At 42.4% G+C, this 14,102-nt stretch carries 12 protein-coding genes; 2 read left to right on the top strand and 10 right to left on the bottom strand.

The window, feature by feature from the left end; all coding sequences use genetic code 11:
• Window positions 1-92 precede the first annotated feature (92 nt).
• Genes gmk through UB51_RS04385 form a run of 4 tightly spaced genes read right to left on the bottom strand, consistent with a single transcriptional unit; the run spans window position 93 to window position 3,817 of the window.
• Window positions 93-668, bottom strand: coding sequence for a guanylate kinase (gene gmk, locus UB51_RS04400; protein WP_044879887.1), 576 nt, complete (start codon window positions 666-668; stop codon window positions 93-95).
• 13 nt (window positions 669-681) lie between these two features.
• On the bottom strand, window positions 682-942 hold the full coding sequence (remA, locus tag UB51_RS04395) for an extracellular matrix/biofilm regulator RemA (RefSeq protein WP_044876249.1): 261 nt from the start codon (window positions 940-942) through the stop codon (window positions 682-684).
• Between the two features lie 55 nt (window positions 943-997).
• On the bottom strand, window positions 998-1,894 hold the full coding sequence (locus tag UB51_RS04390) for a YicC/YloC family endoribonuclease (RefSeq protein WP_144406954.1): 897 nt from the start codon (window positions 1,892-1,894) through the stop codon (window positions 998-1,000).
• Window positions 1,895-1,930: 36 nt separating this feature from the next.
• Window positions 1,931-3,817 (bottom strand): bifunctional homocysteine S-methyltransferase/methylenetetrahydrofolate reductase, encoded by a 1,887-nt coding sequence (locus UB51_RS04385; RefSeq protein WP_044876248.1) that lies wholly within the window; start codon window positions 3,815-3,817, stop codon window positions 1,931-1,933.
• A gap of 175 nt (window positions 3,818-3,992) precedes the next feature.
• Here UB51_RS04385 and UB51_RS04380 point away from each other — a divergent pair, with 175 nt between their 5' ends.
• On the top strand, window positions 3,993-4,259 hold the full coding sequence (locus UB51_RS04380; RefSeq protein WP_044876247.1) for a hypothetical protein: 267 nt from the start codon (window positions 3,993-3,995) through the stop codon (window positions 4,257-4,259).
• A 135-nt stretch (window positions 4,260-4,394) separates the two neighbouring features.
• On the opposite strand, the gene dapF is transcribed toward UB51_RS04380, so the two are convergent.
• Together dapF and UB51_RS04370 are read right to left on the bottom strand one after the other, a co-directional pair.
• A complete protein-coding gene (gene dapF, locus UB51_RS04375; protein ID WP_044876246.1) occupies window positions 4,395-5,231 on the bottom strand; it encodes a diaminopimelate epimerase in 837 nt (278 codons plus the stop codon).
• A gap of 74 nt (window positions 5,232-5,305) precedes the next feature.
• A complete protein-coding gene (locus UB51_RS04370; RefSeq protein ID WP_044876245.1) occupies window positions 5,306-8,104 on the bottom strand; it encodes a calcium-translocating P-type ATPase, SERCA-type in 2,799 nt (932 codons plus the stop codon).
• A 260-nt stretch (window positions 8,105-8,364) separates the two neighbouring features.
• On the opposite strand from UB51_RS04370, the gene UB51_RS04365 reads away from it, so the two are divergent.
• Window positions 8,365-10,110 (top strand): Rqc2 family fibronectin-binding protein, encoded by a 1,746-nt coding sequence (locus UB51_RS04365; protein ID WP_044876244.1) that lies wholly within the window; start codon window positions 8,365-8,367, stop codon window positions 10,108-10,110.
• A gap of 89 nt (window positions 10,111-10,199) precedes the next feature.
• Here the strand turns inward: UB51_RS04365 and UB51_RS04360 are convergent, their stop codons facing one another.
• The 4 genes from UB51_RS04360 to UB51_RS04345 all read right to left on the bottom strand — a co-directional run bounded on the left by UB51_RS04360 (window position 10,200) and on the right by UB51_RS04345 (window position 13,889).
• Window positions 10,200-11,048 (bottom strand): PHP domain-containing protein, encoded by an 849-nt coding sequence (locus UB51_RS04360; RefSeq protein WP_044876243.1) that lies wholly within the window; start codon window positions 11,046-11,048, stop codon window positions 10,200-10,202.
• Between the two features lie 33 nt (window positions 11,049-11,081).
• Window positions 11,082-11,975, bottom strand: a complete 894-nt coding sequence (locus UB51_RS04355; protein ID WP_044876242.1) for a selenium metabolism-associated LysR family transcriptional regulator — start codon at window positions 11,973-11,975, stop codon at window positions 11,082-11,084.
• Between the two features lie 141 nt (window positions 11,976-12,116).
• On the bottom strand, window positions 12,117-12,554 hold the full coding sequence (locus tag UB51_RS04350) for a hypothetical protein (RefSeq protein WP_044876241.1): 438 nt from the start codon (window positions 12,552-12,554) through the stop codon (window positions 12,117-12,119).
• A gap of 150 nt (window positions 12,555-12,704) precedes the next feature.
• Window positions 12,705-13,889, bottom strand: a complete 1,185-nt coding sequence (locus tag UB51_RS04345; RefSeq protein WP_044876240.1) for an IS256 family transposase — start codon at window positions 13,887-13,889, stop codon at window positions 12,705-12,707.
• Between the last annotated feature and the right edge of the window lie 213 nt (window positions 13,890-14,102).

Below are 14,102 nucleotides of genomic sequence, written 5' to 3'. Positions count from 1 at the left end.
GATAAGACACCTCTTCTTTTTTTCTAGAGTTCAAGAAATATTCTATAAAGGATATTCAAAAAGTCAACTTTTTGAACTCGCACTTTAAGAGATTATTTCTGCTTTACTTTACAATGTTCGGCGATAACGATAGATTCTATTCGCTTGCAGGCATTATCAATCTGATCATTAACAACAGCATAATCATAATGCTCCATTAAATTGATCTCATCCACTGCAACGGACAACCGATGATCTATGGTAGCTTGAGACTCTGTTCCACGTCCAGTAATACGATCCTTTAGTTCATCAAGTGAAGGTGGAAGTAGGAAGATAAATATTCCTTTTGGAAATTTCTCTTTTACTTTCAGAGCACCCTGCACTTCAATTTCCAGAATGATATCCTGCCCGTTATCCAACGTCTGCTCCACGAAATCACGTGGTGTACCGTAATAGTTACCGACATATTCAGCATATTCAAGTAATTGATCATGTTCTATCATATCATTAAATTGCTCACGACTCTTGAAAAAATAATTAACTCCGTTCTCTTCACCCAGTCTAGGATGACGAGTTGTCGCGGATACAGAGTAGACTATATTATCCATTTTACCACGTAAAGCGTTACATACAGTTCCTTTACCGACACCTGAAGGGCCGGATAAAACAATTAATAATCCTTTAGACATTTTACTCTCCATCTTATTCGTCATTATCATCATCTTTGCTAGATAGACGATGAGCAACCGTCTCTGGTTGTACCGCTGATAGTATGACATGATCGCTGTCGGTAATAATAACAGCTCTCGTCCGGCGTCCGTAAGTTGCATCGATCAACATATGTCGATCTCTCGCTTCCTGAATAATCCGCTTAATTGGAGCAGATTCTGGGCTCACGATTGAAACGATACGGTTAGCAGATACAATGTTCCCGAAGCCGATATTAATGAGTTTGATTGCCATATGCAGTTTTTCCCCCTATACATTTGACCCTCTAGACTCGCAAATGCATGTATGCTTATTCTATATTCGCCGCTTGCTCACGAATTTTTTCGAGCTCCGCTTTCATTTCTACAACACGAGTGATCAATGTCAGATGATTAGCCTTAGAACCTATCGTATTCACTTCCCTATTCATCTCTTGAATAAGAAAATCTAACTTACGTCCAATGGGTTCATTTGATCGAAGTAACCCCTTGCATTGTTTGAAATGACTTTGTAGCCGAATTAATTCCTCATCAATGTTGGAACGATCTGCAAATATTGCCATTTCCATTCCAAATTTATGTTCATCAAAGACGAAAGAATGATCCTTCAATTCAGATAATCTCTGTTTCAGTTTCAATCTATAATCCTCGACTACGGTAGGCGCAAGGCTTACCATCTCACCATGAAGGGATTGCAAATGATGTAATCGATGCTCTACATCCTGCAATAAATGACTACCTTCCGTACTTCGCATGAACACCAATCTTTCAAGAGCTTGTTCAAGTCCTTCTTGGAGGAATGTGCCCCATCCCTCCATATCATCCTCAGCGTTCGCAGGTAGATGATCAGGGGGGATTAGAATATTAGGCAGAGATAGCATATCTCGTACTGACAAAGATCCTTCTACACCATAGTGGTCCGTAAGATCGCTTGCAGCTTGCATATATGCCTTAACAGCAGAATGATTAAGTGCTCCGAATAGCACGTCTCCTTCTTCTGCCTCTTTATTAATAGAAATATCAATACGCCCGCGCTTCACAATCCGCTGTACTGTTCTCTTCATGACATCCTCAAAGCACGTCCATTCGCGAGGCATTCTGAATACAACTTCACAGTATCTATGGTTCACAGATTTGATCTCGAATTCAACTTTGTATCCCTTAAAATTCAAGGCAGATTGACCGTATCCGGTCATACTATATAACACTCAGCACCACATCCATTACACTATTGTAATTGATAATTATGAACGAAACAAGGGGGTTAATTCACGACCTGTTCTCTGCCACACATGCTCCATGAGTTCTACACTCATCTCGTAAAACATAAATGGAGTCATAATATAGATTCCATTAAAATGCTTCATTGCCTCATCCAGCAGTTCTTTAGCAATGGTTATTCCCATCGCCCTTCCCTCTTTACCTTCAAGTCCAGCCATCCTACTACGTACTTCATCCGATAGCTGGATACCAGGCACTTCATTATGGAGATATTCTGCATTTCTTCCACTCGCAAGTGGCATAATACCAAGGAAAATTGGAATACTCAGATGAGCTGTAGCTTCCTTGATCGACGCAATTAGCTTCGGATCATACACGGGTTGGGTCATAATATAATCAGCCCCGGCAGCAATTTTCTTCTCCAATCGCTGTACGGCTTTATCTAAATACTTCACATTAGGATTAAACGCAGCGCCTACTACGAAATTCGCCTTCTGCTTTAATGGCTTACCAGAAAACGCGATACCGTCATTTAACTGCTTAATCATACGTATGATTTCAAAAGAAGTAAGATCATATACTGAACTTGATCCTGGCAAGTCTCCAAACCGTGCTGGATCTCCTGTTACAGCAAGAACATGATCAATACCAAGTGCATCAAAGCCCATAAGATGAGATTGTGTCCCAATTAAATTACGGTCTCTGCAAGCGATATGAATCAGTGGGCGAAGACCTATCCGATCATAAATGAGATGTCCCAGTGCCATATTACTCATACGCGTAACCGCAAGAGAGTTATCCGCCAACGTCAGCGCATCTGCCCCAGCTTTTTTCAAAGCTTCAGCACCTCGCATAAATTTATTGATATCCAGATCACGAGGAGGATCAAGCTCGATAATGACAGTATGACGCGATTTCACAATATCAACGATATTCGGTTCGGATCCAAGATTCCCATAGTCGCCACTATCATTAGGCTGTTCATCTATGATAACTGGGGATACATGAGACTCAAACACGCTAGTGCGATCAATCGGCGCAGGCACGTAATCCGTTAGAGCCTCTGCAATATGAGCAATATGTTCCGGCGTAGTTCCACAGCAACCCCCAATGATTCTTGCTCCTAAGTCTGCAAAACGAACAGCCATTTGGCCGAAATATTCGGGTGTCGCTGCATAACGGTATTCGCCATCTACATAATCCGGTATACCCGCATTAGGGAACACAGATACAGGTACAGTGAGTTGACCTCCAAGAGTTTCTACCGCACGCATAATACCATTGGGTCCTGTACGACAGTTGAAGCCAATCACATCCGCACCCGAATCCTGCACGATCTGGAAAGCCTCAGGCATCGCATAACCATCCAAAGTACGAGCTACATCTTCTACAGCGAACTGGCAAATCGTGGGCAAATCACTCATTTTTCTTACAATGGATAGAGCCAGTACAAGCTCCTCCACATCATAAAAAGTTTCAAGTAAGAGTCCATCTACACCTTCCATAAGTAACGCATGGATATGCTGTTCAAAATAATACTTAAGCTCAGATGCAGATACATTGGTTCGCTTGCCCCCACGTATAGAACCTATAGCCCCTACGATATAACCATTATCCCCCACCGCACTCCTTGCAATACGAACCCCGGCACGGTTGATCTCCTCTACTTTAGATTCCAATCCGTATTTGGACAATTTATCATAGTTAGCTGAGAACGTATTGGTCTCCAGTATTTGTGCACCCGCTGCAACATAACGACGATGCACATCTGCGATAACCTCCGGAGATGTCAGGTTTAACTCTTCATATGAAATACCTACAGGAAATCCTAAATTGTATAAATAAGTGCCCATTGCACCATCACCGATTAATACATTGTTCTCCCATGCTTGCCGCAAATCCGGTTTCATAAATGCCCCTCCACCCTCACGCTAGTTTCATATAAATGTAACATATATCCCTATCAAAGATAAGCTTCATATAAAAAAGGTTTCTACAGGGTATGATCACTTTCGGAGTGATACCCAAACATTCTATGAATCACGTGAATAGAATATATTAAATCTGATAGAAGAGGTGAAGTCATTGAAAAAAGTAAGAATTAAACAAGGTGATGATTTATTAATAGTTTCGGATGCATATCAATTGTACACTTCAAGAATTTCCGCTAATACGGATGCTTTCAGAGCAGCGGTTCGGAATCGAAATGCTCAAGCGGTTAAAGATATTCTTGGGCTTCCCACACCTAGGATTAGTTTTTTTACAAGTGAAAGCGGTTTGCGTTGTGTGAACATTAGATTGGCTTCAAATAATACTACGGGCAGCTTAGTTATCTGTGTACCACGTCGATAGTTGAACAAAATAAAAGCAGACAAAAAAATAACTCCGCATGATGTGCTCGGAGTTATTTTTTTGTCTCTACATGTGCCGGATAGCACTACATCTGGATCTATGTGTTTAAACTTTACAATTCTAGTGTCTGTGGATCTACACTTCAAGTGTTCCCTTATATACAACTGAAGCTGGGCCGGTCATATAGACGTGGTTATCCTCTTCATTCCATTCAATGAATAGATCCCCACCCTTGAGGCTGATCCAAGCAGAACGATCGGTATATCCATTTAACACAGAAGACACAAGTGTGGCACACGCGCCTGTTCCACAAGCTAACGTGGGGCCTACGCCGCGTTCCCACACACGCATGTCAACTTTACCGCGATCATGTACTGTAGTAAACTCTACATTCACTTTTTTGGGAAACAGAGGATGTACTTCGAGCTTAGGTCCCCATGTACCCAGATCAAAAGAGGCCGCATCATCGACATAAATGACACAATGCGGATTACCCATCGAGACGGCTGTGAATCGGAATTCGCGTCCATCTACCTTCACTGGATAGTTCACCACGGTTTTGGCATCTACGGTGGTTGGGATTGTGATCCCTTCCAACACAGGTTCACCCATATCAACAGTTATTTTGTCTACCTGTCCATGCTTCAATTGAAGATGTACGGCCTGTGCTCCTGCTCTTAACGTTTCAATCGTAATATGTTCCTTCTGAACGTATCCGTGATCATAAAGATATTTAGCTACACAACGAATTGCGTTCCCACATTGTTCTGCTTCTGACCCATCTGAATTGATAATCCTCATCTTATAATCGGCAATATCCGAAGGCAATATATATACAAAGCCGTCTGCACCGATACCAAAAAATCGATTGCAATATTTCTCAGCCAGTTCTGCGGCGTTATGTGGTAATTCTTGTTCACCAAATATAATAACAAAATCGTTACCTAATCCATGCATTTTAGTAAATTCCATGATCCCACTCCTTCACGATTCCTGCTCTTAACTTAAGTTAGCATAACGGAAAGAAGGGGACAGTTGTATTGATTTTATGCCGAAATCTTTGTACTTTTCACCACGATTCTACCGTTACCACGATGTTTATGACGATTGCCTCCCCACACACTACCGATTCCCATAAGGAAGGTAGGAATACTGGCAGCTACAATCGTAAGTGCCCATTCACGCAGTCCAAGTGGTACAGTCTTGAAGATCGGTTGAAGTGGCTCAATATAAAATACCGCCAGCATCAGAATTAAGGATGATAACACGGCTATGACTAAATATTTATTCTGGAACGGATTACGATGAAATATCGAGCGTGAACTGCGGCAGTCAAATACATGGATCAATTGGGCTATCACCAATGTAGCAAAAGCAACGGATTGTGCTTTGATAAGCTGCCCAGGTTGATCTGGAGCAATACGTAACGTTAGCCAGAATGCGCCAAGCGTACATAACCCAATGAGAAATCCGCGGCTAATAATTTTCCAGCCTAGACGACGACCAAATATGTTCTCCTTCGCTCCACGAGGCTTATGTTCCATTAAATCCTTCTCGGGTTGATCTACACCTAGAGCCATTGCTGGCAAACCATCGGTCACGAGATTGACCCATAGAATTTGAATCGGTAGCAGCGGTAAAGGTAGTGCTAGCATCATAGCGAATAACATCGTCAGGATCTCCCCCACATTCGAGGCCAGTAGGTAACGAATAAATTTACGGATATTCTCGTAAATATTTCGCCCTTCTTCAATCGCGGATACGATAGTGGAGAAATTATCATCACTTAGGATAAGAGATGAAGCCTCCTTGGTCACATCTGTTCCCGTGATCCCCATAGCAATACCGATATCAGACGCCTTGATAGCAGGGGCATCATTTACACCATCCCCCGTCATAGCCACCACATGTCCCTTGCGCTGCAACGATTTCACTATGCGTAACTTATGCTCAGGTGATACCCTCGCATACACATAGATATGATCTACTTGAGCATCCAATTGTTCATCACTTAATCCAGATAGTTCCTGCCCACTCATGGAAAGTCCCCCACGAGGTATAATACCAAGCTGATGTGCAATTGCTTCAGCTGTAGTGCCATGATCCCCAGTGATCATAACAGTCTTAATGCCTGCACGGCGACATGTAGCAATAGCGTCACGAACTTCCCTACGTGGTGGATCAATCATCCCGGTGAGTCCCACAAAGATTAGCTGTGACTCTGCCTCACCCTCGCTTCCCACTCTTTCCTGTGGACGTAAATCGCGGTAGGCCGTACCCAGAACGCGAAGCGCCTTGGAGGCCATCTCTTCATTAGCATCTAGTACCTTCTGTCGTAACGTGCCTGTGCAAGGGACAACTTTCCCCTCCCACAATATATATGAACACTTACGAAGTAATACATCAGGCGCTCCTTTGGTACATAGAAGTCTTCCACCTTGATGGCATACAACAACAGACATTAGCTTACGTTCTGAGTCGAAAGGAAATTCTTCTTCACGTTTATATAGACCATTGAGTGAGGATGGAGACATTCCCATTTTGGAGGAAAGGGCTACAAGTGCACCCTCTGTGGGATCTCCTTTTAAATCCCAGCTAGAATCAGTCTCTTCTTCCTCTTTTCCTTTCCTTTTTCCACCCGTTTCATCTGAAACGGTCTCCACAATTTCTGCATTGTTACAAAGTGTCCCAATCTGTAATAATCGACGCAGTCCTTGATCATTCTTGAGCTCAACTGGACACTTGTTCTCTAGAATTTGTCCTAGAGGAGCATATCCATCTCCTGTAACTTCAAGGTCTCGACCACCCACCCAAACATGGGTGACTGTCATTTTGTTCTGTGTTAATGTTCCTGTCTTATCTGAGCAAATAACAGATGCACAACCTAATGTCTCCACAGATGGCAACTTACGAACGATAGCTTTACGCTTAATCATTCTTTGTACACCCAGTGCTAAGGCTACAGTTACGATTGCCGGAAGCCCTTCTGGAATCGCAGCCACGGCCAAGCTAACACCAGCAAGTAACATCCCTACGGCAGGCTGTCCATTCATAATACCTGCAACAACGACCAGAACAGTTAATGCTAAGGATACAATAATCAGAATTTTACCAAGTTGCTCAAGGCGATGTTGTAGAGGTGTGTCCTGTGATTCCGTATTCTGTATAAGATCAGCAATCTTACCCATCTCGGTCTCCATACCCGTTCGAACAACAATTCCTTTTGCCGTTCCTCTGGTCATCATCGTACCCATGAAACCAATATTCTTCTGATCTCCTAATGGTACTTCATCTTCATCGATGGCTTGGCTATGTTTCGACACTGGCAATGATTCACCTGTCAGCGCAGACTCTTCAACACTACAACTATTTGTCTCAAGCCAGCGGACATCTGCCGGAATACGGTCCCCACTCTCGACCACAATGATATCTCCAGGAACAAGTAGCTTCGTGGAGATCACATCTAGTTTCCCCCCACGAATAACTTTTGCGCTAGGAGCCGACAATTGCTTAAGGGCAAGCAATGAACGTTCTGCTCGGAACTCCTGGACAAATCCTAGAATTCCATTTAAGAGAATAATGGCAATGATCGTGATGGCATCCAAATACTCACCTAGCATTCCCGATAGAAGAGTCGCCCCCATTAATACCAATACCATGAAATCTTTAAATTGATTCAAGAACAGGATAATGGGCGATATCCGTTTAGCTTCGGTTAATTCATTCCATCCATTCTTCTTTCTGACTCGTTCCACATCTTCTTCTGTAAGGCCCTGTTGCGGTTGAACACCTAACATATCCTGCAATTCTTCCGCACGCATCTGATGCCATTTTTTTAATTCCATGCTTCCCGTTCCCTCCCGGTCTCTTTCGCAGTTTCGGCGACATAACAGCTTTTCCACCTTGTATATCGTATTCATATTCGGACAGGTGTTAAAATATCACAGAGACACCTCTTAAGTTTTTGACCGAACTATGGCATCATAGAGGATACAAGGCTACACAGCTTATCACGAAATCCTATAATTAACGGGATTTAATAACATGTAAATGACATAATGTAATTAGATTTGTACTCAAACATAATCGATGGGAGATATGTAACATGGCATTAGACGGTATAGTAACGAGGGCTATTGTGCAACAACTTCAGCCATACAAAGGCGCCCGAATCAATAAAATATATCAACCGAATAATCACGATATTCTCTTCAACATACGGTCAAGGGAAGGAAATGCTAAGCTACTCCTCTCCGTCAATCCAACCTATCCTCGTGTTCAGCTAACAGAGAGAAGCTTTCTTAATCCTCAGGTAGCTCCCATGTTCTGCATGCTTATGCGGAAGCACTGTGAAAGTGGTACTATTGAAGAAATTGAGCAGGTGGGTATGGAACGAATTATTCATATAACCATTCGTCAGCGTGACGAGCTCGGTGATGTATCTTTGAAAAAAATTATCATTGAACTTATGGGACGTCATAGTAACATTATTCTGATGGATTCCATTACGGGTAACATATTAGATGGTATTCACCATGTGACGCCAGCCATCAGCAGTTACCGCATCGTGATGCCGGGTGTAGCTTATACAGAACCCCCTAAGCAGAACAAGCTAAATCCGCTAGAGATCGATAAAGATTCTTTCATTACAGCTTACACAGAGGGTGAACAAGAACCCATCTCCTGGATTGTTGATTCTTTCAGTGGATTAAGCCCCCTGATTGCCCAAGACATTGTCTTGCGAGCAGAGAAGGAAGAGGTTGCTGAACAATATAACGCCCCACTTAAACTATGGCATGCATTCTCGCGTGTGATGGAACACGTGAAGAACCACGAATTTAAACCGGTTATGGGAGCCAATGCCAAGGGAAAAATGGTGTTCTCTGCAGTTCCTCTTGCACTATTGGGAGATGAATACAAAACCTACGATTCCATCAGTGACTGTATGGAAGATTATTACGGAGAAAAGGCCGAACGAGACACGGTCAAACAAAAGGTCAGTGACTTACTCCGATTCCTCCACAATGAACGTTCTAAAAATATTAAGAAATTAGATCATCTCAATGAGGACTTAACGGATGCAGGAGATGCCGACCAATACCGCATTTGGGGTGAGCTGATCTTTGCCTCACTTCACACAATGAATAAAGGTGATAAATCTGCCCAGTTATCCAACTTTTATGATGAAGAGCAAGCCATAATAACGGTTCCACTAGATCCTCTATTGGGTCCATCAGATAACGCACAACGCTACTTCAAAAAATATAGCAAATACAAAAATAGCCTTATCGTTATCGGAGAACAATTGGATAAGACACGTGAGGAAATTCGTTACATGGATGAGCTGCTTCAGCAATTATCTTTTGCCTCGATGAACGATATTGAAGAAATTCGTGAGGAATTAATACAACAAGGATACTTACGAGATCGCAGCAAGAAAACACATAAAAAGAAGAAGAAAACCGACAAGCCAACCTTACATGTATACACTTCTTCAGAAGGCATCGATATTTACGTCGGCAAGAACAACTTGCAAAATGAGTATGTTACGAACAAACTTGCTGGTCCGAATGATACTTGGCTCCATACGAAAGACATCCCGGGATCACATGTCGTCATTCGGAGCAATGAGTTTGGAGAAGCAACACTCGAAGAAGCTGCACAGCTCGCTGCTTATTACAGTCAAGCCAAAGAATCAAGCAGCGTGCCTGTCGATTCAACACTCATCCGTCACGTACGTAAGCCAAGTGGATCCAAGCCTGGATTTGTGATCTACGATCACCAGAAAACTTTATTCATTACACCCGATGAAGAGCTAATCAAGCGTCTTCCTAGCGTCATCAAAAATTAAAAAGAAGCTCTAAGGGCGGTCAACTTGAACGCCTCCTTAGAGCTTCTTTTATGCTAATATCGTTCTTATTATCCTTACACTAATACCACCTAGTGGCCTTGAAGTTGTCCCAGTACATTTACAGAGATGGTTACACTACCGATATCTCCATGAAAGACGACGCCTTGTCTGGCCCCATGATAATCTGAGCCCGCAGTCACAACAAGCCCCCATTCCTCTGCTAGGGCAAGATAACGCACTTCCTCTTCAGCCCCATGATCTGAGTGATACACTTCAATGCCTACCGGCTTCGCACTCTTAATAATCTGTCTAACTAAGCCATCATCCTTATACAATCCAGGATGGGCAAGAACAGGTGCACCTCCAGCTTCACGAATCCATATACATGCATCCTCAGGCGAAATTCGTGGCTCAGACACAAAAGCTGCTGCTCCCTCGGCTAAGTAGCGATCAAATGCATCGCGCATATCCGTTGCATATCCTTTCTGAACTAGAACATCGGCAATATGAGGCCTACCCACGCTTTCATCGGGTTTCAGTTCACGCCCTAATCCAAGCACAACCTCATCCAAGGTTATAGCGATACCCAGCTCCTGAAGACGCTTCAGAATTTTACCATTGCGAAGTTGACGGGTTTCTCGGAGCTCAGCTAATCTCTTGAGGAACGTTTCGTCTAGATAGTCAACATAGTAACCTAACACATGAATGTCTTTCCCCTCTGCTCGGGTGCTAATTTCAACACCAGGGATCACAGACACACCATATTTCTTCCCCGCTTCTAAAGCTTCTGCAATTCCTGCAACTGTGTCATGATCCGTAATAGCAATCGCAGAGAGTCCCTTTTCTTTCGCCAACCTAACATTATCAGCTGGTGGCTGCATCCCGTCCGATGCTTGTGTATGTGTATGTAGATCACACCGACCTTGTTCTTCTGTCATATCCCATCACCCCTTACTCTATAATCATCCATACTATATTGTGTTATTTTGTAAAAAAGTAAGGAATGTAACCGCCGGAATAGGCAGTACCGTGGACTTCAAATGTATGGCGTAGAACTGCCGCTTAAACTCCACATCACGAATATTAATAATTTTGACTAAGCCTAGTGCTGTTTCATGCTTGACTGATGATGGGGATAACATCGTTATGCCTAGTCCCGCCTCCACTGCTGACTTCACCGCACCTGTACTTCCCAATTCCATCACCGTGTGAAGATTTCCTGCCGGATATCCCTTGCTAAGAAGTTGATCCTCCATCACTTGACGTGTCCCAGAGCCCCGTTCTCTTAGAATAAAGGGGTATTCTAACACCATGTCCAAATCCACCTCTTCATACTCAGCTAAAGGATGGAGAGCGGGTACAATTAGCTTTAACTCATCTTGCATGACAACATCAATAACCATATCAGGATGCTCAATCGGTGCCTCAATGAGGCCAAAATTCAACTGATGTTTCGTAATTTCCTCTATAATTTGCGTTGTATTCATGACTTTCATCATGATGTTAATATGAGGAAACTGTTGACCAAAAGGTCCGAGTATTCTCGGTAGAACATATTCACCGATCGTAAGACTAGCCCCGAGCTGTAATCTCCCCTGTAACATAAAAGTAAAAGAAGACATCGCCACATCCGCTTCATGTACTAATTCTATACTTCGCTTAGCATAAGGTAATAGCGCTCTACCGGCATCAGATAATTCAATTTTTTTGGTTGAACGGTTTAATAATTTGGTTCCAAAGTACTCTTCTAACGCTTGTACTTGCATCGTTACTGCCGGCTGTGACATATGTAGCATCTGAGCTGCTGAAGAGAAACTTCCCCGCTCCGCAACGGTATGGAATATATGAAGCTGGTGAAAATTCATATCGTGAGCTCCCCCTTCTTCGTGACTCTATTGTAACGGAACATGGTAACAAAAAAAACATGCAATAAAACAAGCTGCATGTGTAAAATGACTACTATTTATGATGATCGGTCATGAAGTATCCTCGTGTCTTCATTACTTTTATTTTCGTTTGCGGCCGTTCTTAATAAGTGTCATCCTACGGGAATGTCTAAGCCAAGAATAGTACGTCTTTAAATCCCTTAATTCCATCGTTTCTGACATTTTACCTAAAAAGGTAACAATAATCATCTTGTGAAGAATATTTCCATAAATATCCAGTTCATTTTCAAGCTCTGTAAACTCAGCGACTACAACGATATCCTCATCAATTAGATACACGTCTTGCTCATTACGATAATAAGGCTTTATTCGATCTTGCTTAAGACATTCCCACATCCATGCTGCAATCTCATTATTATCTTTCTCTCCATGCTCAACCCGGTCTAAATATCGTGTTCTAGCATGGTTAGTAACAACAATATCAGCTACCTTCTTGTCACTTAGAGCCACAAAAAAAGATTCATATGTGCTCCAACGTTCTGTCCCCTTGTCGCGCATGGAATATCACTCTCCACCACATAGGTCTTTATATCTATGTATTTATACCTATTATATTACAGTATACCTCTATGATTCACAAGTGAGTATCGCTGGGGAGCGTCAAGATTTATGTGTAAATAAAAATAACCTTGTCTTGAAGAACTAGGATTAGTCTTTGGTCGAGAACATAGCTAGCAGTTCTGAGCGAGCTTGATCAAAACCAATATGACAACGTGTAGCAAAGCGTTGGTTATAGCTTTCAAACTGTGAAACCAAGAACTTTTCAAGTGCTTCTTCATTGGGGAATTGCTCTTTACGATTTGTGTATTTCTTAATCTGTTTGTTAAACGATTCGATTAAATTCGTCGAATAAATGCTTCTCCAAATAGGCTTTGGAAAGCTATAAAACGTAAAGATGTAGGGATTTTCTTGTAGGGATTTAACGACCTTAGGATAAGCAGCCCTCCACTTGTCACAAAAGGTTGCTAGAGCTGCTTTACCAGCTTCTTCATCATCGGATCGATAGACGGATTTGAAGTCTTCGCAGATCTCTGCTCGATCTGAGACGCGAACTTTATGGGCTATATTACGAGCTAAATGAACACAGCATGTTTGGTACTTTGCCTGCGGATAGATCTCCTGAATCGCATTCACAATACCTGTGAGTCCATCGGAGATAAAGAGAAGGATTTGTTCAGTACCACGCTGTTTCACGTCATGGAGCAGTTCTTTCCAGATGTACGCTGATTCGGTTGGTGCAATGGCGTACGCGAGTACTTCCTTAGAACCATCCTCACGAATTCCCACGGCAAGATAGACAGCTTCCTTAGATACAGTTTCACGCTTAACTGCGATATATGTAGCATCGATATAGACGCATACATATCGCTTCTCAAGTGGGCGTTTCATAAAAGCGTCGACATGTTCGACCATTACTTTTGTCATGTTAGATATGGTTTGTGGCGTGTAATGGTGACCATACATTTTCTCGATTAGGTCGGCAATCTCCGTCATCGTTACGCCCTTTTGAAACATGTGAATGACGAAGGATTCTAGCGTGTCATTCGAGCGTTTATACGGTGCTACGGTCTGTTGCTTAAACTCTCCATTACGATCTCGGGGAATGTTTAACTGCAGGTCCCCATACTCGGTATGAAGCGTTCGGCAGTAGCCACCGTTTCGAGAATTACCTGAATTCACGCCTATACGGTCATATTTTTCATAGTCTAGGAATGCAGTAAGCTCCGTCTCTAGCAGATGATTCATGGCAGACTCTAAGTGACTGCGAAATACTTCCGTTACATCTTGCTTTGTGACTAGAGCTTGGACTAAATCTGTTGTAAAATGATTCATAGGGAAGACCTCTCTTTGAATTGTTGTGTGGTAACTCAATTCTACAAGAAAAGGTCTTCCTTTTTCTATTTACACAAAATATTTTACGCTCTCTATCGCTGCAATATATAGATAGTTAAATAGAATTATCTAATAACTACGTCCCTATGTATATAATTGTGTACTAAACTTTTATTTTCTAGAACAACTATACAAAAAAAGCGGTCCTTAGGG

The sequence above is a fragment of the Paenibacillus sp. IHBB 10380 genome, from assembly GCF_000949425.1.
In the GTDB taxonomy this organism is placed as follows: domain Bacteria; phylum Bacillota; class Bacilli; order Paenibacillales; family Paenibacillaceae; genus Paenibacillus_AQ.
Note: the sequence above shows the minus strand (reverse complement) of the source record. Positions and strands in the feature narration are given on the sequence as shown.